We start from the raw sequence: 22,080 nt of genomic DNA, 5'->3' as shown, positions 1-22,080 counted from the left end.
TTAGTCCCCAATCGTTGATCGCTTTGCAGCCAAGGCCAGATTGACCTTTGATGCGCTTGATTTTCCAATCTGATCACAAATCCAGCTTCCTGTCTTGGTAAGCTTTTCAAGATCAATACCGGTTTCAATGCCAAGGCCGTTCAGCATATAGACAACATCCTCGGTCGCGACATTGCCACTCGCCCCTTTGGCGTAGGGGCAGCCACCCAGACCGGCCACCGAACTGTCGATGGTCGCAACACCCATCTGAAGCACGGCCAGCAAGTTTGCCAGCGCCTGACCATAGGTATCGTGGAAATGGGCGGCGATTTTTTCGATGGGGACGTGTTTGGCAACAGCAGTAATCATCGCCTGTGCCTTGGCGGGTGTGCCCGTGCCTATGGTGTCGCCCAGACTGATTTCATAACAGCCCATGTCATAAAGGGCTTTTGCGACCTCTGCGACCTTTTCAGGCGCGATGTCACCTTCATAGGGGCAGCCAAGCACGCAGGACACATAACCGCGCACAGCAAGGCCGCCTTCGCGGGCGGCGTCCGCCACCGGGCGGAACCGATCAAGGCTTTCGGCAATCGAACAATTGATGTTCTTTTGCGAGAAGCTTTCCGATGCCGCACCAAAAACGGCGACCTCGGTCGCGCCGCTTGCAATCGCGGCTTCAAGGCCCTTCATGTTCGGGGTCAGAACCGGATAGGTCACACCGGGCTTACGGTCGATTTGTGCCATCACATCGGGTGCATCGGCCATTTGCGGCACCCATTTCGGGCTGACAAAGGCGGTGGCCTCGATCACCGACAGGCCCGCATCATTCAGGCGATGGATCAGCTCGACCTTGGTGTTGGTTGGTACCATCGCCTTTTCGTTCTGAAGGCCATCACGCGGGCCGACTTCGACAATCTTGACGCGACGGGGCAGGTCGGAAATCAGGGCCATTAGTCGGCCTCCTCGATCGCAATCAGTTCTGCGCCATCATCGACCTGATCCCCGACACCAAAGAACACTTCCCTGACCGTGCCCGATACCGGGGCGGAAATGGTGTGTTCCATTTTCATCGCCTCCATCACGACAAGCTTGTCACCAGCCGTCACCGTTTGACCGGCTTCTGCCATCACGGCAATGATCTTGCCGGGCATTGGCGCGGTCAATCCGCCACCAGCACCTTCGTTCTGACCGGCTGCGGCCAGTGGATCAAAGATGTCAAGGCGATCAGATCGGCCGTCGCGGAATATCATCAGACGATTGCCGTCGCGCAGAACCGACGCCCGTTTGCGAACATTGTTCAAATTGGCAACGATTGCGCCGGTTTCGTCATGTTCGGCACACGCGATGATAGCGCTACCATCGGGCATATCAATGACGTAGCCATGATCGCGGTAGTGCACCTTGATCATGATATCGTCACCGTCATGACGCAGGATCAGGTCGTGATGGTTATCATCATTTAACCGGAATCCTGCGGTGCTGTTCCAGGGCGAATAGGGGTCGCTGCTTTGGGCGGCGTACGCGGCCGCTTCTGCATCACGGGTCAGCAGAATATCAAGTGCGGCGAATGCCAGCGCGTCGTTGTCGGGCGTGCTCGGTGCCGGGATCAGGTCATCATGATACATCGGGATAAAGCCGGTTTCGACTTCGCCGGCCTCGAACGCCGGGTGCCGGGCAATATTGCCAAGAAAACCGGTATTGGTGGTCACCCCGACAATCTGCACATCATTGAGTGCTGATGCCATGCGCCGCAGTGCCGATGTGCGATCCACATCCCATGTGATCAGTTTGGCGATCATCGGATCATAATGGATCGATACTTCGCCGCCTTGATAAACGCCGGTATCGACCCGCACATGATCGCTTTCACGGGGCATGCGCATGTGAACAAGCTTGCCGGTTGCGGGCAAAAAGTCATTCTGCGGGTCTTCGGCATAGATGCGAACTTCAAAGGCATGACCGTTGATCGACAGTTCTTCCTGCGTCTTGGGCAGCTTTTCGCCGTCCGCCACGCGCAACTGCCATTCCACAAGGTCTTCGCCGGTGATTTTTTCGGTCACCGGATGTTCGACCTGAAGGCGGGTATTCATTTCCATGAAATAGAAACTGCCCGATGCATCCAGCAGGAATTCAACCGTGCCAGCCCCCTGATAGCCAATCGCCTTGGCTGCATCGACGGCGGCCTTGCCCATCTGGGCGCGGAGGTGTTCGGACATGCCAGGGGCAGGGGCTTCTTCGATCACCTTCTGATGGCGGCGCTGCAGGGAACAATCACGTTCAAACAGATAAACCGCGTTGCTATGGGCATCAGCAAAGACCTGAATTTCCACGTGGCGCGGTTTGACAATCAGCTTTTCAATCAGGCAATGATCATCGCCAAAGCTGCTTTGTGCTTCGCGTTTGCAGCTAACAAGCGCCTCTTTGAAATCGGATGGTTTTTCAACCGCGCGCATGCCTTTGCCGCCGCCGCCTGCGGATGCCTTGATCAGAACAGGATAGCCGATCTTGTCGGCCTCTGCTGCCAAAAGGTCGGAATCCTGATCTTCGCCGTGATAACCAGGGACCAGCGGTACACCGGCCTTGCCCATGATTTTCTTGGCTTCGGATTTTGATCCCATCGCACGGATCGCACTGGCCGGTGGGCCGACAAAGGCACATCCGGCTTTTTCCAGCGCATCGGCAAAACTGGCATTTTCCGACAAGAATCCATATCCCGGATGGACCGCATCAGTACCGGATTGCGCGATGACTTCGAGCAACCGGTCGGTGCGCAGATAGCTGTCCTTGGGGGCAGGGGCACCGATATGATAGGCCTCGTCGGCATGTTTGACATGCAGGGCATTGGCATCCGCATCAGAATAAACGGCAACCGTGGCAATTCCCATGCGGCGGGCGGTCTTGATCACGCGGCAGGCGATCTCACCGCGGTTGGCGATCAGAAGTTTGCGCGGCATGTTATTTCTTGCTCCAGTTCGCGGGACGTTTTTCCAGAAAGGCTCTGATACCTTCGCGGCCCTCGTCGCTTGCCCGTTGATCGGCAATGCGTTGTGCTGTGTCATCAATCACGGCATCTGAAATCGGCTTGTTGGCAACGGCGTAAATCAGGTTCTTGGCGGCATGCATGGCATCCGGCCCATTGGCCAGCAGAATCTTTGCCATTTCCTGTCCGCGGGCAGTTAGTTCATCGCCAGATACGACTTCATGAACCAGCCCGATCTGTTGAGCGGTTTGGGCATTAAATCGTTCAGCCGTCAGGAAATAACGCCGTGCCTGGTTAACGCCGATGGCCTCAACCACATAGGGGGAAATTACCGCCGGGATCAGGCCCAGCTTAACTTCCGACAGGCAGAAACTGGCGCGGTCCGATGCGATCACGATGTCACAGCATGCCGCCAAACCAACCCCGCCGCCAAAGGCCGCACCATTAACCAGTGCGATGGTCGGTTTTGATGAGAAATTCAAAACCTTCATCAATTTGGCAAGGGCGCGCGAATCTGCGAGGTTTTCAGCATGGCTATACTCCGCCATGCGCTTCATCCAGTTAAGGTCTGCCCCGGCCGAAAAGCTTTTGCCAGCCCCAGTCAGAATGATCACGCGAACCGCTGGATCGGTGTTTAGGGTGTCGATTTTTGTCGTCAAATCGGCGATCAGGACATCGTCAAACGCATTGTGAATGTCCGGACGGTTGAGCGTGATGGTCGCAATCCCGGCTTCCGTGATTTCACAGATCGCGGCATCAGAAATGTTATTGGTGTTTACATTGGTCATGGTCACCTCACATTCTGAACACGCCAAACCGGGTTTCTTCGACCGGTTTGTTGAGTGCCGCAGACAGGCCAAGACCAAGAACCATGCGGGTATCGGCCGGATCAATCACGCCATCATCCCACAGCCGCGCTGACGCGTAATAGGGGTGGCCCTGTTCTTCATATTGATCACGGATCGGGGCCTTGAAGGCCTCCTGTTCGGCTTCCGGCCAGTTTTCACCGCGTTTTTCGGCGGCATCGGCGCGAATTTGGGTCAAAACATTTGCTGCCTGTTCACCACCCATCACCGAAATACGCGCATTTGGCCACATCCACAGGAAGCGCGGGCTATATGCACGCCCGCACATGCCATAGTTGCCGGCCCCAAATGACCCACCGATCAGGATGGTGAATTTCGGAACCTTGGCGGTGGCGACGGCGGTGACAAGTTTCGCGCCATCCTTGGCGATGCCGCCGCTTTCATATTTGCGTCCAATCATGAAGCCGGTGATGTTTTGCAAGAACACCAGCGGAATGCCGCGCTGGGCGCAGAGTTCGATGAAATGCGCACCTTTAAGTGCGCTTTCCGAAAACAGGATGCCGTTATTGGCAATAATGCCGACAGGATAGCCAAAGATGCGGGCAAAACCGGTAACAAGGGTCGTGCCGTATTGTGCCTTGAATTCATCAAACTCGGAGCCATCAACAATGCGGGCAATGATTTCGCGCACGTCATAGGGCTTTTTGGTATCGGTCGGCACAACGCCATAAATTTCGCGCGGGTCATAGGCCGGTGCACGGGGTTCGGACAACGTCAGGCCGGGATTCTTTGTCCAGTTCAGGTTTTTGACCACATCACGCGCGATCGACAGGGCGTGGCTGTCATCCTGTGCGTAATGGTCGGTCACACCCGATGTTTTACAATGAACATCTGCCCCGCCAAGATCTTCAGCCGAAACGACTTCGCCGGTCGCGGCCTTTACCAGCGGCGGGCCGCCAAGGAAAATCGTGCCCTGTTTGCGGACAATGATGCTTTCGTCCGACATGGCGGGGACATAGGCACCACCCGCCGTGCAGGACCCCATGACAACCGCGATCTGCGGGATGCCTTGTGAGGACATGGTTGCCTGATTAAAGAAGATGCGTCCGAAATGGTCGCGATCGGGAAAAACGTCATCCTGTCGCGGCAGGTTGGCGCCACCACTATCGACCAGATAGATGCAGGGCAGGTTATTTTCGAGTGCGATTTCCTGAGCACGAAGGTGCTTCTTTACTGTCATCGGGTAGTAGGAGCCGCCCTTGACCGTGGCATCATTGGCGACAATCACGCATTCAACGCCTGATACCCGGCCAATGCCGGTAATGATGCCGGCTGCGGGGACGTCTTCGTCGCCATACATGCCGTGTGCGGCAAGTTGGGAGAGTTCCAGAAACGGCGATCCGATATCCAAAAGCTGGCGAATACGTTCGCGTGGCAGCAATTTTCCGCGTCCGGTATGACGATCTCGCGCGCGTTCTCCGCCGCCCAGTTTAACAGTCGATACCTGATCGCGCAGATCGGCAACCAGTTGTTCCATATGGTCGGCATTGTTGCGGAATTCTTCTGAACGGGTGTTCACCGCAGATTTCAGTACCGTCATCGTCCGTTTTCACCATCTTGTTATGGGCAAACCAGGCCCGTGTGAAAGGTGTTTATAGGGTTTGTTATGGGTGAAGTTTACGTAAACGTCAATATTAAATAGGTAATTCAGTACCGAATTTAGGTATATGTCGCCTGTTTAACGATATTCGTTGGTTTTACGTGTGTTTTCTGTGTTCGGGCGTTGTTCGTTTTTTAGATCGGGCCAAGTTATTTTCAGGGGCTGTAAGGTGGCGGCAGAATACATATATGGTGGAGGCTGACACATTTTTTGCGGAGTGGTTGTTGAAAACCTGTATAGGCCCAGTTTTGTCAAAGTTGATCGGGTGTGTGATCCTTGGGGGATTAATCCTTGGGGCTAAGGCGGCGTCTGCCGACGAGCTTGACCTGATAAAGGAGATCCGCTGGCTGAAAATTGATATTCCGCCGATCGGTATCGCTTCCGGACCACTGGCGGGCAAGGGTATGCATGGTGGGATCATTACAACACTGTTGGGGCAGCCACCACGCGATGAGAATGTCGCGGTTCACGCAAACATTGCCCGTTTATACCTGCAAGTCCGGTCTGAAAATTATTGTATTCCGGGCTTAATGCGAAATGCAGAAAGGGAGAAGGTTCTGTATTTCTCTGAACTGCCAAGTGCACGGCTTGCAAGCAGCCATTTGATTTATGCCAGGAGCAATCAAAGATTACGTCCATACCTTGTTGAAGGTGTATCGCTTGAAACGCTGCTAAAGAACGGTTTCGTTGTCGGGGTTGGGGCGAAGGTGTCCTATGGGGAACGCATTGACGCGCTGATCGCAAAATATGCCGCGACCAACAGCGTGGTTTCACATCCCGCCCCGAACTTTATTGCGCCGATGGTGTCGATGGTTGCGCAGAATCGGGTGGATTTTTCCTGGCGCCGCCATGGCTTATGACCTGGCGGTTTGTGGCGCAAGGGATCGATTTTCGCGCTAAGGATACACCAGAAATCGCAACGCACCCGTTCCACGAAGCCTCGGAAATGATGAACTATCATGCCGCCTGTTCCAGAAACCGCTGGGGCAGGGAAATGATCGCGCTGCTGAATAAGCGTCTTGCGCGCCCGGATGTGCAAGAAGCGCTTGCGCATAATGCGGATGTCTGGATGTCAATCGAAGCAGCGGAAACGAAATTTTCAGACTAAGCTCGTGCCTTGGTGTTGTCCGCTCGTCATTTCGGTCAATCAGATCATTTAACTGTCTTGCGTTCCCTTGCTGAGTGAAATCCACTGTTCAAGTTGATCCATTCGGTCATTCCCAAAGAACGGCTCGTCTTCATAAAAGAAGAATGGTGACCCAAATGCGCCCATGGCGATGGCGTCCTCAGTTACCTTGCGCACATGGTCTTTCCATTTTTGCGATTCGACGGCTGCGCGCATTTCACTGACGTCAATCGAATGACGGGTGGCCGCGGCAAAGACGTTCTCCGGATCAGACATATCCAGTCCGTCTGCGAAATAGCCGCGATAGATATCCTTGGCGAATAGGCGGGCAAGTTTGGGGGAGTTTTCTTCGAGCCAGTAATATGCCCGTGTCGGGACAAGCGCGGCATAGGGGAAGTTGTCAGGAATGCGAAAGGCGATGTTTTTCAACCGCGCGCAGCGTTCCATGTCGTGGCGGAAATAGGGGCCGCGGATCGGTTGGTCCAAAAGCGGGCTTTGTCCGGTTTGTTTGAAAGCAGCGCCAATCATGAAGGGACGCCAGATTACGCTGACGCCGAGGCGCTGCTCAAACGCATCCATCTGTTCGGCGGCGAGATAGCCGTAAGGTGATGAAAAGTCGAAATAGAAGCTGACTTCGGACATGTTCCTGACCCTGCTTTTGTTGATTCTTTAAGGCAATACCGACCCCAGCAAATCTTGTGTCTGCTTTTGCAGAGTCGATCTTGATCTATTAAGTTGTTGCGAATCAATAAAAAAATATAGGTCGTGTGACCCTGGTCAGGGGATTGTGATGCCCGGGCGCGCTTTTACTTCTTCCATGACAACATATGTATGAGTCTGACCGACACCCGGAACAGAAGACAGCCGTTCAAGAAACTCGCGGTAGGCATACATATCTTCAACGCGAAGTTTCACCAGGTAGTCAAAGCCGCCTGCGACCATGTGGCATTCTTCGATTTCAGGCAACTTGCGGATCGCAGACGCGAAGACATCAAAAACATCGGGCGTTGTACGGTCCAAAGTGATCTCGACGAAAACAACCAGAGACTGGTTGAGTTTGCGCGGGTCAAGGGTCGCCATATAGCCGGTAATAAAGCCATGTTGTTCGAGGCGGCGCACACGTTCAAGGCATGGGGTCGGGCTGAGGTTGACCCGGCGCGACAGCTCTACGTTTGACATGCGCCCATCGTTTTGAAGTTCCCGGAGGATCTGTTTATCGATTTTATCCAGATTCTTGTGGTTCTTCTGCATTTTGAGTGTCCAGCCAGTGTTTGTGACTATCTAAAAATGAATACAGTGGATGATATATCGTATTTTTTGGAAAATTGGCAGCACATTTTTTGATCGAAATAATAGTCTCTGTCGTCATAGAGGTGCATCAGGACCTGAAGTGCAGCATGTCATGCGCGATTTTCAGGATCGTTGATGGTTGAAACATCACGGAGAGAGTGAAGCAGATGTTCCGTACTGAATTGCCCCAACCAAACAAGATCCGTCAGCAGATCAGGGATGCCCATCGTGCCGATGAAGAAGCCGTTGTTGAGCGTATGATCGAGGCTGCGCGTCTTTCCCCGGAACAGACCGCGCGTGTTCACGATCGCGCCTATCAGCTTGTTGCCCGTGTGCGCGAAGCCGATAACGGCAAAAGCGGCATTGATGCGCTTCTTCATGAATATGAGCTTTCCAGCAAGGAAGGCGTCATTCTGATGTGCCTTGCCGAAGCATTGCTGCGCGTGCCTGATGCGGTTACGGCGGACAAGCTTATTCAGGACAAACTGTTTGACGCCGACTGGCAAAGCCATCTGGGCCATTCTGATAGTTTCTTTGTGAATGCGTCGACCTGGGGGCTGATGTTGACCGGGCGCGTGATCAAATTCGGCAAGGCGGAAAAAGCCGATCCGGGTCGTTTGATCAAACGCATGATTGGCCGTTCCGGTGAGCCTGTCATTCGCAAGGCGTTTAATCATGCGATGCGAATCATGGGCCGTCAGTTCGTCATGGGGCGTACCATTGACGAGGCATCCGAACGTGCCAAGGCGAACGAAGAAAAAGGCTACCGCTATTCCTATGACATGCTGGGCGAAGCGGCCCGCACCATGGACGATGCTGATCGCTACTACAAAAGCTATGAAACCGCGATCCATGATATCGGTCGGGTGGCCAATGGCCGTGGGCCGATTGACAGTCCGGGCATTTCGGTCAAGCTGTCGGCCATTCATCCGCGCTATGATTTTGCCAACTACGAACGGGTGATGACCGAACTGACCCCGCGTCTTAAGCAACTGGCACTTCTGGCAAAGAAATACGACATCGGTTTCACCGTTGATGCCGAAGAAGCCAACCGTCTTGATTTGTCACTTGATGTGATAGGCACCGTATTTGCCGACCCCGACCTTGACGGGTGGGAGGGCTACGGCCTTGCAGTGCAGGCCTATCAGAAACGTGCCTATCATGTTCTCGAATGGTTGGCGGATCTGTCGACCAAGGTCGGGCGCAAGATGATGGTGCGCCTTGTCAAAGGGGCCTATTGGGATACCGAGGTCAAATTCAGTCAGGAAAACGGCTTTGACGGCTATCCGGTCTTTACCCGCAAGGCATCGACCGATGTGTCCTATTTGGCCTGTGCGAAATATATGTTGTCGCGCCGCGACGCATTTTATTGCCAGTTCGCAAGCCACAATGCCCACACCGTGGCGTCTGTCCTTGAAATGGCGGGCAATGACCGCACATTCGAATTCCAGCGCCTGCATGGCATGGGTGAAGCATTGTATGGGCAGATCGTTGACAAGGACGGTGAAAATGTTCCGTGCCGTGTTTATGCACCGGTCGGAACACATGAAGATCTTTTGGCGTATCTGGTGCGACGCCTGCTTGAAAACGGTGCGAACACAAGTTTCGTGAACCGTATTCAGGATGAACAACTGCCGATCGAAGAAATGATCGCTGATCCCATCGAAAAAATGGCCGCACTGCCGCGTAAAGGTCATCCGAAAATTCCGGCTCCGATTGATTTGTTCGGCGCAGGGCGGGTGAATTCGCGCGGGATCGATTTGACCGATACGGAAAAACTGTTGCCGCTGAGTGCCAAGCTGGCCGAAATTCAGGGCAAGACATGGAACGCAGCGCCCCTGATTGACGGAAAACTGATTTCCGGTACGCCGGTTGATGTTCTGAATCCGGCCAAGCTCAGCGAAAAGGTCGGCGATCTGGTGCAGGCAACCGAGGCAGATGTCGAAGCCGCCATCGTCGCTGCGCTGACAGGCTATGAAAGCTGGAATAAAACGCCTGGTGCCGATCGTGCAACGGCGCTGCGTCGTCTGGGCGATCTGCTTGAAGAAAACATGGACGAGTTCATCGCGCTCTGTCAGCGCGAAGCAGGCAAGCTTTATCTTGATGGTGTTGCCGAAGTGCGTGAGGCGGTTGATTTCTGCCGCTATTACGCCAATCGGGCGGAGGAAACTTTCCGCGAAGGTAGTCCGCTTGAAGGGCGCGGCGTTATTGTTTGCATTAGCCCGTGGAACTTCCCGCTTGCGATTTTCCTGGGGCAGGTGACAGCGGCACTGGCTGCAGGAAATGCTGTTATTGCCAAACCGGCAGAGCAGACATCACTGGTTGCCGCCCGTGCCGCAGAGCTGATCCTTCAATCCGGTGTGCCGGGGTCGGCCTTCCAACTCCTGCCCGGGCCGGGCCGTGTGATTGGCAATCAGTTGATCAATGATCCGCGCATTGCCGGTGTGGCCTTCACCGGGTCAACCGAAACAGCACAGGTGATCAACCAGGCCCTTGCCAAACGTCCGGGTGTGCCATTGCCGCTGATTGCGGAAACCGGTGGTCAGAATGCGATGATTGTTGACTCGACCGCGCTGCCCGAACAGGTGGTTCAGGATGCAATCATTTCCGGTTTCCAGTCCGCGGGGCAGCGGTGTTCGGCACTGCGTGTTTTGTTTGTGCAGGAAGACATTGCCGATAAGCTGTGTGACATGCTGGTTGGTGCGATGAAGGAGCTTCGCGTCGGCGATCCGAAGTTCCTTGATATCGATGTCGGTCCGGTGATTGACGAAAAATCGCGCAAGGTTCTTGAAGCCCATGCCGAACGGATGAAAAGGGAAGCCAAGCTTCTGCATGCGTGTGACACGCTGCCGGAATGCGAAGGTGGTAACTTCTTTGCCCCGCATTGCTTTGAGATTCCGTCGATTGATGTGCTCGAACGCGAAGTATTCGGTCCTGTGGTGCATGTGGTGCGTTTTAAAGCGCGTGACATGGACAAGATCCTCGATCAGATCAACGCATCGGGATATGGCCTGACGCTTGGCATTCATTCGCGCATTGATACGACGGTGCGCGAAATCTCGCACAAGCTGCGTGTCGGTAACTGCTATGTGAACCGTAACCAGATCGGGGCGGTTGTCGGGGTGCAGCCGTTCGGCGGGCAGGGCAAGTCGGGTACAGGTCCCAAGGCCGGTGGCCCGCACTATGTCGAACGGTTTGCCAAGCCCGTGGCACATGCCGCAACGATAAGCGACACTGAGGAGACAGATGACCGCGCACCGATCATTGTGAAAGACGTCATTGCCGCACGTGACTACGCGACCATGCTGGCCGCGCAGGAAGAATGGCAGGCGACCGATGGCAATGCGCGGGTGACCATTCTTGAAAAGCTTTCTGCCAAGATGGAGACATCAGGCAATGCTGCCTTGCAGGCCGGGGCGGATCATGTCGCGAACTTTGCGGCCCTTTCGGAAAACGGCTTTGTTGCACCAACGCGGATGCCTGGGCCAACGGGCGAAACCAATGACCTTTATTGTCAGGGGCGCGGTGTTTATCTCGTGCAGGCTGACAAGGATGCCGATCCGGCACGGGTGATGCGTCATTTGGGGGCCGCGTTGGCGGCAGGCAATGCGGTTATCCTTGCAGGCGATCAGAAATGGTTGACTGATATTCCGGCCTTGGCACAGCAGGCGGGACTGCCGGCAAAACTGGTCAAGGCTGTCGGGGCGAACACGGGGCTTGGTGCAATGTATGATGGCGATATTGCCGGGGTGTCCTGTGTGGCACCGTTGGATCGTGTGACATCGTTCAAGCAGCTTTTGGCGAAACGGGATGGCGCGATCCTGTCGCTGATTTCCGATAGTGGCGCCGAGGATGATGGTGCGCTGCCCGATGAGGCGTTCCTGCATCGGTTTGCCACGGAAAAGACCATAACAATCAACACTACGGCCGCAGGGGGCAACGCATCCCTGATGTCGATGGATGAGGATTGATCTGACCATATCGGGTTACAAATCGTCCGCTTGATCGATGACAAGCCTTTGGAACATGGTTCCGCGAACTGGACTGGGAAGTCTTTCCCGGTCCTTTTTGCTTTCTGTTTTCTTCTTTGGTGAACGCGTGCGGACCCAAATAATGCAGCACGGGGCGACGTCGGGCTTTTTTTCGTCAAAATTGGCTGCGATAGCTTATGGTATGGAACAGATGATGCCCTGCTGCGTTTACAGTGGCACAATAAGATTGACCCATGTCGGCAGGCATGAACAAGGAGAACAGGAATGATCCAGGTGACCCGCGGCATTGGCCGTGTCCTGAAAACGGTATCGGTGTGTGCGATGCTGGCTGTGCCGCTTGCGGCATGTGGGCCGCTTCAGATGCCATTGGAAGACAGGACAGGGAATGATCAGTGGCTCGATACCCAGATCAAGTCCGGTATCCTTGGTGAATTCTCCAAGGTTGATCACACCTATCTGATGGATGTTGATATCGATATCTGGAAGCAGAATGTCATGGTGACCGGCATGGTGGATTCCAAAGGCAAGTACTATGACGTCATGTCGATGGTCAAACAGGATAATCGCATCAAAACCGTGCATGATCATCTTGTGATTGCCGATCAGGAAACGATTGATGCCTATCACCGGGCTGAAGACGAATATGGCAAGAACGCCGTCCCAACCGATTCGGCCACCCAAACCGTGTCTGACGTCTGGATTGAAGGTCAGATCAAGGCACTGTTATTGGCGGAAAAAGGTGTGAGCTCTGTTAACTATCGTTGGCAGTCGGTCAAGAATATCGTCTATATCATGGGCGAAGCACAAAGCGACGAAGAGCTTGAAAAGGTTCTTTCCATCGTGCGCCGGATCAAAGGTGTGTCCAAGGTTGTGAGCCACATCACCATCGCCTGATTGCATGGCGCTTGACTTAACGCATTGTGATAAAAATGATTTTATGGAATTCCCTGCAGGCCAAACGGTTTGCAGGGAATTTTTTATTGCAGGTTGTTGCAAAAGTGTTTGAAAACCATTCGCGTTTAATCTAGAGGTGTCTGAACGTAATTAATAACTGATTGCAATCGCACCATGTATGTCTGCATTTGTAATGCGCTTAAGGAAAAAGACGTTCGCCGTGCTGCCGAAGAAGGCGGAGCGACACGTCCTGCGGAAGTATTCCGTTTCCATGGCTGCGCACCGCAATGTGGTAAATGTGCCTGCCATATGCGCGCTGAACTGCGGCAGGCTAAAACCTGCGGTAATTGCGATTGTGATGATGCCGCAGCCGTCACGGCCAATGTCGAACCGATTGCTGCCGAATAAAGCGACATTCGAAACAAACGTTTTGTGCAGATCAGAAAAAGGCGAAGCCATTTGGGCCTCGCCTTTTGTTGTTTCTATGCGCGACGTTTCGTGATCAGGCCGTTTTGCGGTTCAGACCAAAGCGTTCTTCGGCCAATCTGTCGGCAACAAAACCGGTTGAAAGGTTTTGTTGCTTGGCGCGATCGAAAATCTCACGAACGGTTGGGCCAATGCCTTCGATATGTTTGTTCGTTTCGGCAACGCTCTTGCCTTCACGGCAGTAAAAGACTTCCACCACGCCGCCTGCATTGATCACATAATCCGGGGCATACAAAATTCCGGCATCCAGCAACATCTGACCGTGGCGATCATGTTCAAGCTGGTTATTGGCGGCGCCAGCAATAATACCTGCCTTGAGTTTTTCGATACTGTGGTCGTTGATAACGCCGCCCAGTGCACATGGGGCAACAATATCGGTATCGACCGACAATATCTCGTCCACAGACACAGCGGTTGCGCCAAACGCGTTCACAGCTTTGTTCACACTGTTGCTGTTCAGGTCGGCAACGATCAGCTTTGCCCCGGCATCATGGAGCATCTGGCAAAGGTGATAGCCGACATTGCCAAGGCCCTGAACTGCGACACGCATATCCGCCAGGTCATTGGTACCGTGTTTAAAGCGAACAGCTTCCTTCAGGCCGATGAAAACGCCAAAGGCGGTAAAGGGCGATGGGTCACCGGTGCGGGCCGGGTCCTTGCCGTCATTGATGCCGCCAACATGTTGGGTTTTGCGTGCGATCTGTTCCATGTCAGCGGGGCTGGTGCCAACATCCTCGGCAACGATATAGCGCCCGCCAAGCTGGTCGATGACACGGCCCATGGCCTGAAAAAGCTCGGGGCTTTTCTGACTGCGCGGATCGCCAATGATCACAGACTTGCCGCCACCAAGCGGAAGATTGGCAAGGGCAGACTTGTACGTCATGCCGCGTGACAGGCGCAGAACATCATGGATGGCTTCCTGTTCGCTGGCATAGGGCCACATGCGGCACCCACCAAGCGAAGGCCCAAGATTGGTATTGTGGACCGCGATGATGGTTTTCAGTCCGGTTTTCGGGTCGCTGGCAAAGACAACCTGTTCGTGGTCGTCAAATGCAATATCGGAAAAGACGTTCATCCTCTTGCAGCCTCCTGGAAGCATCATTGTTCTGATGCAGGCTGTTGCCTGCTTATTCCTTTATGTTTGATGCATCGGACGGCGGATCAATTTTTAATTCAGCATGGGGTGAAAAAAGAACGTTTCGGTTGGGTGTGACCACATCGCATGGAACTTTATGAGTATGGTCCGTTGGCTTTGAAATATTATTTCGCGACGTGTGCGGCGCAGCATCGTCGATCAATGCCGTTTGGGCTGCTTTCGGGGTGATGAGGATTCTTTTTTCAGGGCGTTTGGGCCTGTGAAACCGAAATTCCGGGCAGCACGACCTCATTTTGATGCGCGTTAATTTTTTTGAACCGGGGCTTTGTAGTCGTTTGTCCTGATCGCGGCTTTCATCATGTGGCTATGTCAAATTCGCACTTGCAGCCGGACCAATTAATCTGGAAATATGAATTCACCGGACAATTTACGGCTCGTTAAGAAGCGAAACGTAGACTCACGGTTGGGTATCTTGTGGTTGAGATTCCCGGTTCAGGACACGACGGCGTCTGGGCGGCGCCGCCGGACAAAAAATGTAAGGAGATCGGCGGAAATGTCTGCATTCACAGACCATCGCCAAACCGTATTCGAGGTCGAACTGCACAATCAGGCTGTTCGCGAATGTGTCAAAGAGAACCGTTCCCACGAACTCTTTGATGATCGCTGGGCTGATGTTCAGACTCATGAAGTTGCGGCAAGCGACGAGCATAAGGCTCTTGCCATGATCGAAAACAGCTATCCGTCAGAAGACGGCTTTGTGGTCGATCAGGTCAAGCGCCTGGGCTAAGCGGGTAAAAAATTCTGGTCTTGTCGATCGCAAAGGCCAAAACACAACGGGCGGGAATTATCCCGCCCGTTGTGTTTTTTTGATACATTTTCTGTTATCGCAGCGGCTTTAACCCAAGGCGCGATCCACAAAATCAAGCCGGTCCTGTCCCCAGAACATTTCATTGCCAACGAAATAGGTCGGAACACCAAAAATGTTGCGTTCGCGCGCCGATTGGCAGTTCCCGTCATAAATATTGGCGATTTCCGGCAGGTCGGCATTTTCCAGATACTCGCTGGAAAGCCCATTTGAAGTCAGAGCTTCGCGCACTGTATTGGGGTTTGTGATGTCACGTTCACGCAACCAGATATCACCCATCAGGGTTTCTATCAGGTCTGCGGCGTCCTTGCCGTCATCCTGAACCGCAATGATGGTGCGCGCAGCCAAGGTTTCATCAACCGGAAAATGCGCCGGGTGCAAATTGATCGGAATGTTCAGATGGTCTGCCCATCGACGCATTTCGACCAGTCGGTAATCCTGACGTGGTTTCGGGCGCTTGGCCAGGGGAACACCACCACCATGTTCCCAGACGTCAGCGGCCCGACATGGTTTGTGGATGATCGGCACACTATGCTTTTTTGCAATGTCGACAGCACGCCGAAAACCAAAGAACGCCCAAGGGGACTGAACAAAGAAATAATGAATGATTGGCTCGGACATGTCGGCCTCCTGTGTCTGCAGTGCAGATTATGTTTTTCAATAACCTAACATTGCCCAAGCCAACGTGTTCCGTCAAACGGCGGTCACTTTATTTCACATTGCAGATGATCATAAATATGTGAACCGGGCTGAAACCTAGTAATCCTGCCACCAGCTATATTCATCAATGCCGCCCAAAAGCACCCCGTCAAAGCCAAGCTTCATGATGTTGCCAAGGTAGCTTCCTTCGCTGCCATAGATGATGCTTTGCCATTCGCGGGTCCAGTAATGAACGTGATGTTCTTGTCCCCAGCGTGCCAAAAGATTGCCTTCACTGATGAAATCCGGGCTTCCGGTGCGCCAACCGCTTTTCCAGTAATAGCGATAGGTTTCCGCTGTTGCGATGTTGAGATAGGCAATCAGGTTACGTGGCGTTCCGGTCTTCTTGTAGCGAAGCCGGTTCATGTCATTGTAGGTCAGCGGTATGGTGCCACGATGGAACGGGTCAATGATCAATGTGTCATAGTTGGTTGCCAGCAACGCTTCAAGATAGGCGTCTTTGGTGCCATAGGGCGCACTATCAAGCACCATGGCATAGTTTTTGGACTGGCGGATATTGTCGATCACATGCGGATTTGACCCGATGGGCGTGTTGGGTACTTTCGCCAGCGATGAAAGCTGCATGCCTGGTGGTGGTGCAGCGTAATAAAGTGCATCAAGTTCGGAAAGCTGCGCGCGGGCTTTGCGCATGTCTTCAAGTTTGTTGGTATAGTCGACAATAAGATATTGCAGGCCTTCAAATTTCAGCCGCTCAAGGTAGCCCAGCAGATATTTGGTTTCTTCCGTATTGGTCGGCTCACCGTAATTTTCAAAACCATAAAACGGGGCTTCGATAAGAATGCCATCAAGTGCACGCAAATAGTTACGTGCCGGTTCGGCCGTGCCGCGTGTGGCAAACAAGGTCGTTTCAAGGAATTCAGTGAGCTCCAGTCCATTCATTGCAAGAATGGAAAAATCACTGCGATAACTTTTGGCCCATCGGCTGATTGCAACGACATATTCGCGCATCTCTTCGATGAAATCTTGTTCGGGCTTGCCGGTATTGATGCCGGAACCACGCCCGTTGCTCAGGCTGTTGGGGGCGGGGGTGAAGGGTTCAAGTTGCTGCGCACGCAGGCCAAGCGGGCCTGACGCCAAAAGCGCACCACCAAGAGCAGCCATGCTGGTACCCATGAAACGTCGGCGCGACAGGGACGGTGTCGTCAAACCGGTGTTATCCGGAATGGCGGTCTTCCTGATCGGCGCTGTCTTGCTGTGACGTTTCTTGCCCATGGTTGTACCCATCGTTGTTTACGATGGCGACATTATGATGCCGCCGATAATGCGCCTTGCTGCATGATCAGGTCGGTAACCCGGCTCCCAATCGCAAGGGCAGCAGTAAGACCCGGTGATTCAATACCATAGAGCATTACAAGACCCTTAAGGCCGTGCTGTTTTTCATCGGCAATCATGAAGTCGCGTGCGGCTTCGCCGGAAGCCTGAATTTTCGGACGCACCCCCGCATAGCCTGTTTGAAGGGCGTCTTCGTTCAAATCCGGATAGTATTTGCGAATGGCTTCGGCGAAGGCCGAACGGCGTTCTTCGGGGACATCGTAGTTCGGCGCATCCACCCATGTGACATCCGGTCCAAACCGCGCCTGCCCCCCCATATCGAGCGTCAGGTGAATACCAAGACCGGCTTGTTCTGGCGCAGGATAAATCAGGGTGGAAAAGGGCGCCTTGCCCGATAGTGTGAAATAACAGCCCCGTGCGTAGTGCTGCGGTGGCACTGTATTTTCAGGTAGTCCGGCAAAGTTCCGGCCAAGTGTTTGACTGTGCAGACCACCGGCAACGATCAGTTCTGCACAGGTCAGGCTCATTTCTTCGCCGTCAACGTCTGTGGTGTTGACGGTGTAAAGGCCATTCTCAAAGCTGACAGAAGTGACTTTTGTATTGAGCGCAAGTGTCGCACCATGATTTTCAGCCTCGCCCAGCAAGGTGACCATCAATTGATGGCTGTCGACAATACCGGTTGACGGACTTACGAGTGCGCCAACGCAATTCAGGGCGGGTTCGCGTTCGAGTGCCTCTTCGCGTGACACCCATGCAAGATCGGTGACGCCATTTTCATGAGCTTTGCGTTTGATCCCCTGCAAGGCATCCACCTGATCATCTGCGGTGGCGACAATCAGCTTTCCGGTGCGTTTGTGCTCGATGCCGTTTTCTGCGCAATAGCGATAAAGCATTTCACGACCGGAAACGCACAATTCGGCTTTCAGGCTGCCTTTGGGATAGTAGATCCCGGCATGGATGACTTCGCTGTTGCGTGCACTTGTTTCGGTGCCAATGGCATCATGCTGTTCAATAATCAGCACTTCGCGCCCGGATCGGGCCATAGAGCGTGCGCAGGCCAGTCCGACAACGCCGGCACCGATGACGATGGTTTGGATATCTGCGGTCATGATCACTTAATATTTTGATTTCTTGTTTGGGGCGATTAATTGAGGATGGCCAGTCAGGCCCTAGTTTGCTTGGCGGAAATAGACCGCCTGGCCCTGATTGTCCTTACCATTCCCGGTGACAATAGCTGGGGCCTCGCTGGTGTAGTGGCCGCGGGCAAAATTACTGTCGTTACAATAGACATACCAGCTGCCAAACGGAAGTGTGTCGCTTTGATATGCACCACCCTCGTGACGCCAGATGCCTTCGCAGTGACGGTGGTCATCATCAAGGATCATTGTGCCTTCGCCAGCGGGTTGGTCAAAACGCAACTTTCCGGTGCCACGGACACTTTGCCAGTTGGTGATAATATCGATGCCCTCAAGCGGTGCAGGCGTGGTCGTTCCTTCAGGCTGTAGGATGGTGGTATCATCTTCTGGTCCGGCAACGGCAGCAGCGATTGCTGAATTTTCAGAAAGTTCAATGTTCAGTCGGCCAAACAGCCCGGCGGCAAATTCCTGTGCATCAATCATGGGCAGGGCACTTTGTGCAACGTCATTGCCGCTTTCGGCCTGCATTTGCATTGGCGTACAATAAAAACCAAGCAGGCGGCTGCCCCGTTGCGCGGGCGTTTGCGGGTCCCATTGTCCGACGAACGACACGCATTGCGACCCGTCACGAACAAAGGGTGAGAAGGCAACGCTGCCATAACGGGTGTCCTGAACAAAATTTGTCCCATTCAGGCTGGCGCGCCCTTTTATGGACCCGAACATATCAAGAAGCCTTTCCGATGCCATGGCCGTGCTGAAACGAAAGCCGGGTGCCGACGTCGTATAGACAGTTTCAAGATAAAGGTCGCTTGCCGTGTTGGCCGATTCAGCTGTTGTTGGCGCATACCAACGTCCGACAAAGACTGAGCTGTTGTCACGGTACTGACGCAGGAAGGTATTCTGGCCCTGAACGCGTGTGGCGTATGTTATCGGGCTTTGGTCTTCGGGGATTTGATCAAAACCACCGGCCTGCTGTGCCAAACCTGTCTGGGGGATGATTGCCAGAAGACTTGCGAACATGCTGCCAATTAAAGCCGCCCGATACCTCACATTGCGTCCTTTCAGTTTGTTTTCAGGCGCATTTTTGCGTTGCGCTACCCTTATCTTTACCTTTGTGCTCCTAGATTGGCTAGGGGGCAGTAACCTGTGCCATGTGAGCCGGATCTCTTTTACCTTGATTTTTGGGTGTAAACTGGCTCATTGGGAAGGTTGGCCTTGGGGACAAAGTCAAAAAAAGCCTGAAGAGACGGAGCAAATAATCATGACGGTGCAACAGACTGGCGCGGACGGGGACAGCGCAGGCCAGCAGATGGCAACGGACAAACAACCGCCGTCCAATCGCGCCCATGTGATCGTGATCGGAAATGAAAAAGGCGGTTCGGGGAAATCGACAACTGCAATGCATCTGATTGTTTCCCTGATGAAGATGGGATTTACGGTTGGATCGCTTGATATCGATGCGCGGCAGGGGACATTGACGCGCTATGTCGAAAACCGGAATGCCTTTAACGAGAAAAAGGGTCTTAGTCTTCCGGTTCCGGATCACCGTCCGATTTATCGCAGCGAACTGCCTGATGCCAACGAGGCCAAGCTTGACGAGCGCGAACGTTTTACATCCGCCCTTGGCGAGATGGTGGTTGGTTGCAACTTCGTTGTGATGGACTGCCCGGGGAGCGATAACTATTTGTCGCGCTTGGCCCATGCCTGTGCCGATACCTTGATCACGCCCATCAATGACAGTTTCATTGATCTGGATATGTTGGCCCGTATTGATCCCGATACGCTTGATATCAAAGGCCCCAGCATCTATGCCGAAATGGTTTGGGACGCGCGCAAACGCCGTGCAGGGATTGATGGGGGAACCATTGACTGGATTGTCATGCGCAACCGTTTGTCGCACCTTGATGCGCGCAACAAGCGTGACATAGCCGAGATTGTTGAAAAACTTGCCGGTCGTATTCGATTTCGGCCAGCACCGGGATTTGGCGAACGTGTGATTTACCGTGAACTTTTCCTGAAAGGTCTGACATTGCTTGATCTGCGCGAAAAGGGTGTTGGTATCCCGATGAGCATGTCACACATGGCTGCCCGTCAGGAGGTTCGATCTCTGCTCGAAGTGATCGGGTTCAAGCCCGCTGACGGCGAAGAGTTGCCGATCTGACGGTAACCGGCCTATATCTTGTAGGACGCAACTGTGTCCAACCGGAACATGAAGCAGGCAGGTCTCCTTGACGCGCAAAGACATTACCACCGAGACATCCGGCAGACAGGAAGTAAATGACTTCCTGAACAAGGCGCGTGACCTCGCGGTACATGCGCCATCATCTGGTCCTTCTCAGGGGCGGTTGATCTTTGCCATGGATGCAACTGCGAGCCGCCAGCCGAGTTGGGATACAGCTGCGGAAATTCAGGCTGAAATGTTTGAGGCGGTTGACGGCGTCGGCGCGCTTGATGTGCAGCTTGTCTTCTTTCGCGGTCTTTCGGAATGCAAATCAAGCGGCTGGTGTCGCAATGCCAAATCATTTCGCAACTACATCACCAAGGTAACCTGTCGTGCAGGACACACGCAGATCGAACGGGTTCTGGCCCATGTCGAACGTGAAGCAAATGCGCAGAAAGTGGATGCCTTGATATATGTCGGTGACTGCATCGAAGAAAACCCGGATCATTTGGCCCCGATTGCAGGAAGACTGGCCTTGAAGGGGGTAAAGACATTCATGTTTCAGGAAGGCCATGATCGCGACGCGGGCTTTGCGTTTGCCGAGATTGCCCGCATCACAGGCGGAGCCTTCATGCAGTTTGATGCCAGTTCTGCCAAGAAGCTTCGTGATTTGCTGGGGGCTGTTGCAAGCTATGCGGTGGGCGGACAATCCGGTTTGTCCGTGTATCAGCAGAAAACTGGCTCGGACGAGGTGCTCAGACTTAGTCACCAATTGCGGAAACCGCGTTGATGCAGTGGTTTTTGATTGGCATTGCCGCCTTTGTTGGTGTCGGGTTCTTCATTCGCTGGATGACAGAGGCCGAGCCCAAAGATATTCGAAAAGTCGGTTTGTTCCTGATTATCATTTTGTTGGTTCTATTGGCCGCGTGGCTTTTGCTGACAGGCAAAATTGCGGCGATGACGGCCGCATTGGCGGCCGCAGCACCATTTTTTGCCCGCGCCATGAAGCTTGGCATTTTATGGCCACTTTTTCGTAGGATTTTCGCACGTGCACGCAGGCAGGCCAAACCCGGATCGTTTGGTCGGCAATCGGCTGGAAGTGGAGATGTGTCTGAAATCAAGACAGAATTTCTGCACATGCTGCTTGATCTGGAAAGTGGTCAAATGCGTGGAACGGTTTTAAGCGGAGATTACCAAGGAGCCGATCTCGACAGCTTGGGACTTGACGAACTGCGGTCGCTTTATGTTGACTGTTGCAGTGCAACCGATCAGAGCCAGACGGTTCTTGAGGCCTATTTTGAACGTCGTCCTGATTGTACAGGGTGGCAAAACTGGCGTCAGGCAGACAATGGCACAGACGGCGCACACGACGGAGGAAGCGACCGCAATGATGACGAGCAAGGCCGAAACGGCGAAAGGAGTTCAAGCGCGTCGGGCATGACCGAAGGTGAGGCCCGAAAAATCCTTGGGGTATCAAAAGATGCAACCCGCGAGGATATAAACCGGGCCTATAAAATGCAGATCAAGGCGGTTCACCCGGACCATGGGGGATCGGATTATCTGGCCTCAAAGATCAATGCTGCGCGAAGCCTTTTGTTACGGCTATGTAAAGATTAG

At 53.6% G+C, this 22,080-nt stretch carries 20 protein-coding genes; 8 read left to right on the top strand and 12 right to left on the bottom strand.

The window, feature by feature from the left end; genetic code table 11:
* Genes JF44_RS0103660 through JF44_RS0103645 form a run of 4 tightly spaced genes read right to left on the bottom strand, consistent with a single transcriptional unit; the run spans position 1 to position 5,365 of the window.
* Positions 1-930 (bottom strand): hydroxymethylglutaryl-CoA lyase, encoded by a 930-nt coding sequence (locus JF44_RS0103660; protein ID WP_033067578.1) that lies wholly within the window; start codon positions 928-930, stop codon positions 1-3.
* Positions 930-2,933, bottom strand: coding sequence for an acetyl/propionyl/methylcrotonyl-CoA carboxylase subunit alpha (locus JF44_RS0103655; RefSeq protein ID WP_033067577.1), 2,004 nt, complete (start codon positions 2,931-2,933; stop codon positions 930-932). Before JF44_RS0103655 ends, JF44_RS0103660 begins: the two co-directional genes overlap by 1 nt.
* Before the next feature lies 1 nt (position 2,934).
* Positions 2,935-3,747, bottom strand: a complete 813-nt coding sequence (locus tag JF44_RS0103650; protein WP_033067707.1) for an enoyl-CoA hydratase/isomerase family protein — start codon at positions 3,745-3,747, stop codon at positions 2,935-2,937.
* Positions 3,748-3,754: 7 nt separating this feature from the next.
* The gene (locus JF44_RS0103645; protein WP_033067576.1) at positions 3,755-5,365 is read right to left on the bottom strand and encodes a carboxyl transferase domain-containing protein; all 1,611 of its coding nucleotides are present in this window, start codon (positions 5,363-5,365) and stop codon (positions 3,755-3,757) included.
* Between the two features lie 308 nt (positions 5,366-5,673).
* Between JF44_RS0103645 and JF44_RS0103640 the strand changes: the two genes are divergently transcribed.
* Together JF44_RS0103640 and JF44_RS0103635 are read left to right on the top strand one after the other, a co-directional pair.
* On the top strand, positions 5,674-6,285 hold the full coding sequence (locus JF44_RS0103640; protein WP_156111584.1) for a hypothetical protein: 612 nt from the start codon (positions 5,674-5,676) through the stop codon (positions 6,283-6,285).
* A complete protein-coding gene (locus JF44_RS0103635; protein ID WP_033067574.1) occupies positions 6,282-6,533 on the top strand; it encodes a hypothetical protein in 252 nt (83 codons plus the stop codon). The genes JF44_RS0103640 and JF44_RS0103635 overlap by 4 nt, the downstream gene beginning before the upstream one ends.
* A 48-nt stretch (positions 6,534-6,581) precedes the next feature.
* On the opposite strand, the gene JF44_RS0103630 is transcribed toward JF44_RS0103635, so the two are convergent.
* Both JF44_RS0103630 and JF44_RS0103625 read right to left on the bottom strand, forming a co-directional pair.
* A complete protein-coding gene (locus JF44_RS0103630; RefSeq protein ID WP_033067573.1) occupies positions 6,582-7,193 on the bottom strand; it encodes a 2-hydroxychromene-2-carboxylate isomerase in 612 nt (203 codons plus the stop codon).
* 135 nt (positions 7,194-7,328) lie between these two features.
* Positions 7,329-7,802, bottom strand: coding sequence for an Lrp/AsnC ligand binding domain-containing protein (locus JF44_RS0103625; protein WP_033067572.1), 474 nt, complete (start codon positions 7,800-7,802; stop codon positions 7,329-7,331).
* Between the two features lie 206 nt (positions 7,803-8,008).
* Between JF44_RS0103625 and putA the strand changes: the two genes are divergently transcribed.
* Entirely contained in the window at positions 8,009-11,812 is a 3,804-nt protein-coding gene (putA, locus tag JF44_RS0103620; protein ID WP_033067706.1) for a bifunctional proline dehydrogenase/L-glutamate gamma-semialdehyde dehydrogenase PutA, read from the top strand.
* A 285-nt stretch (positions 11,813-12,097) separates the two neighbouring features.
* On the top strand, positions 12,098-12,727 hold the full coding sequence (locus tag JF44_RS0103615; protein ID WP_033067571.1) for a BON domain-containing protein: 630 nt from the start codon (positions 12,098-12,100) through the stop codon (positions 12,725-12,727).
* A gap of 150 nt (positions 12,728-12,877) precedes the next feature.
* Here the strand turns inward: JF44_RS0103615 and JF44_RS20700 are convergent, their stop codons facing one another.
* Together JF44_RS20700 and JF44_RS0103605 are read right to left on the bottom strand one after the other, a co-directional pair.
* A complete protein-coding gene (locus JF44_RS20700; RefSeq protein WP_475351022.1) occupies positions 12,878-13,186 on the bottom strand; it encodes a hypothetical protein in 309 nt (102 codons plus the stop codon).
* Positions 13,187-13,229: 43 nt separating this feature from the next.
* Positions 13,230-14,288, bottom strand: a complete 1,059-nt coding sequence (locus tag JF44_RS0103605; protein WP_033067569.1) for a Glu/Leu/Phe/Val dehydrogenase dimerization domain-containing protein — start codon at positions 14,286-14,288, stop codon at positions 13,230-13,232.
* Positions 14,289-14,862: 574 nt separating this feature from the next.
* On the opposite strand from JF44_RS0103605, the gene JF44_RS0103600 reads away from it, so the two are divergent.
* Positions 14,863-15,096, top strand: a complete 234-nt coding sequence (locus JF44_RS0103600; RefSeq protein ID WP_033067568.1) for a hypothetical protein — start codon at positions 14,863-14,865, stop codon at positions 15,094-15,096.
* 108 nt (positions 15,097-15,204) lie between these two features.
* Here the strand turns inward: JF44_RS0103600 and JF44_RS0103595 are convergent, their stop codons facing one another.
* The 4 genes from JF44_RS0103595 to JF44_RS0103580 all read right to left on the bottom strand — a co-directional run bounded on the left by JF44_RS0103595 (position 15,205) and on the right by JF44_RS0103580 (position 19,322).
* On the bottom strand, positions 15,205-15,795 hold the full coding sequence (locus tag JF44_RS0103595; RefSeq protein ID WP_033067567.1) for a 2-hydroxychromene-2-carboxylate isomerase: 591 nt from the start codon (positions 15,793-15,795) through the stop codon (positions 15,205-15,207).
* Between the two features lie 135 nt (positions 15,796-15,930).
* Positions 15,931-17,106 carry an endo alpha-1,4 polygalactosaminidase gene (locus tag JF44_RS0103590; protein ID WP_033067705.1) on the bottom strand — a complete coding sequence of 392 codons (1,176 nt, stop codon included), beginning with the start codon at positions 17,104-17,106 and terminating at the stop codon, positions 15,931-15,933.
* Positions 17,107-17,138: 32 nt separating this feature from the next.
* Positions 17,139-18,275 (bottom strand): NAD(P)/FAD-dependent oxidoreductase, encoded by a 1,137-nt coding sequence (locus tag JF44_RS0103585; protein ID WP_033067566.1) that lies wholly within the window; start codon positions 18,273-18,275, stop codon positions 17,139-17,141.
* 60 nt (positions 18,276-18,335) lie between these two features.
* Positions 18,336-19,322, bottom strand: a complete 987-nt coding sequence (locus JF44_RS0103580; RefSeq protein ID WP_033067565.1) for a hypothetical protein — start codon at positions 19,320-19,322, stop codon at positions 18,336-18,338.
* Positions 19,323-19,563: 241 nt separating this feature from the next.
* Here JF44_RS0103580 and JF44_RS0103575 point away from each other — a divergent pair, with 241 nt between their 5' ends.
* The 3 genes from JF44_RS0103575 (at position 19,564) to JF44_RS0103565 (ending at position 22,080) form a co-directional block, all read left to right on the top strand.
* A complete protein-coding gene (locus tag JF44_RS0103575) occupies positions 19,564-20,463 on the top strand; it encodes a division plane positioning ATPase MipZ (RefSeq protein ID WP_033067564.1) in 900 nt (299 codons plus the stop codon).
* 67 nt (positions 20,464-20,530) lie between these two features.
* Positions 20,531-21,253 (top strand): hypothetical protein, encoded by a 723-nt coding sequence (locus JF44_RS0103570; protein WP_033067563.1) that lies wholly within the window; start codon positions 20,531-20,533, stop codon positions 21,251-21,253.
* Entirely contained in the window at positions 21,253-22,080 is an 828-nt protein-coding gene (locus JF44_RS0103565; protein ID WP_033067562.1) for a J domain-containing protein, read from the top strand. The genes JF44_RS0103570 and JF44_RS0103565 overlap by 1 nt, the downstream gene beginning before the upstream one ends.

Source organism: Thalassospira australica, assembly GCF_000763295.1.
In the GTDB taxonomy this organism is placed as follows: domain Bacteria; phylum Pseudomonadota; class Alphaproteobacteria; order Rhodospirillales; family Thalassospiraceae; genus Thalassospira; species Thalassospira australica.
The sequence above is the reverse complement of the archived record's forward strand: the minus strand, read 5'-3'. Positions and strand labels throughout refer to the sequence as shown.

Excerpts from the sequence above, each read along its gene's own strand:
- JF44_RS0103645 (WP_033067576.1), bottom strand. The coding sequence starts at position 5,365 with ATGACGGTACTGAAATCTGCGGTGAACACCCGTTCAGAAGAATTCCGC.
- JF44_RS20700 (WP_475351022.1), bottom strand. The coding sequence starts at position 13,186 with ATGGCTTCGCCTTTTTCTGATCTGCACAAAACGTTTGTTTCGAATGTC.
- putA (WP_033067706.1), top strand. The coding sequence starts at position 8,009 with ATGTTCCGTACTGAATTGCCCCAACCAAACAAGATCCGTCAGCAGATC.
- JF44_RS0103580 (WP_033067565.1), bottom strand. The coding sequence starts at position 19,322 with ATGTTCGCAAGTCTTCTGGCAATCATCCCCCAGACAGGTTTGGCACAG.
- JF44_RS0103615 (WP_033067571.1), top strand. The coding sequence starts at position 12,098 with ATGATCCAGGTGACCCGCGGCATTGGCCGTGTCCTGAAAACGGTATCG.
- JF44_RS0103635 (WP_033067574.1), top strand. The coding sequence starts at position 6,282 with ATGACCTGGCGGTTTGTGGCGCAAGGGATCGATTTTCGCGCTAAGGAT.
- JF44_RS0103575 (WP_033067564.1), top strand. The coding sequence starts at position 19,564 with ATGACGGTGCAACAGACTGGCGCGGACGGGGACAGCGCAGGCCAGCAG.
- JF44_RS0103585 (WP_033067566.1), bottom strand. The coding sequence starts at position 18,275 with ATGACCGCAGATATCCAAACCATCGTCATCGGTGCCGGCGTTGTCGGA.
- JF44_RS0103605 (WP_033067569.1), bottom strand. The coding sequence starts at position 14,288 with ATGAACGTCTTTTCCGATATTGCATTTGACGACCACGAACAGGTTGTC.
- JF44_RS0103655 (WP_033067577.1), bottom strand. The coding sequence starts at position 2,933 with ATGCCGCGCAAACTTCTGATCGCCAACCGCGGTGAGATCGCCTGCCGC.
- JF44_RS0103625 (WP_033067572.1), bottom strand. The coding sequence starts at position 7,802 with ATGCAGAAGAACCACAAGAATCTGGATAAAATCGATAAACAGATCCTC.
- JF44_RS0103630 (WP_033067573.1), bottom strand. The coding sequence starts at position 7,193 with ATGTCCGAAGTCAGCTTCTATTTCGACTTTTCATCACCTTACGGCTAT.
- JF44_RS0103565 (WP_033067562.1), top strand. The coding sequence starts at position 21,253 with ATGCAGTGGTTTTTGATTGGCATTGCCGCCTTTGTTGGTGTCGGGTTC.
- JF44_RS0103600 (WP_033067568.1), top strand. The coding sequence starts at position 14,863 with ATGTCTGCATTCACAGACCATCGCCAAACCGTATTCGAGGTCGAACTG.
- JF44_RS0103650 (WP_033067707.1), bottom strand. The coding sequence starts at position 3,747 with ATGACCAATGTAAACACCAATAACATTTCTGATGCCGCGATCTGTGAA.
- JF44_RS0103595 (WP_033067567.1), bottom strand. The coding sequence starts at position 15,795 with ATGTCCGAGCCAATCATTCATTATTTCTTTGTTCAGTCCCCTTGGGCG.
- JF44_RS0103590 (WP_033067705.1), bottom strand. The coding sequence starts at position 17,106 with ATGGGCAAGAAACGTCACAGCAAGACAGCGCCGATCAGGAAGACCGCC.
- JF44_RS0103660 (WP_033067578.1), bottom strand. The coding sequence starts at position 930 with ATGGCCCTGATTTCCGACCTGCCCCGTCGCGTCAAGATTGTCGAAGTC.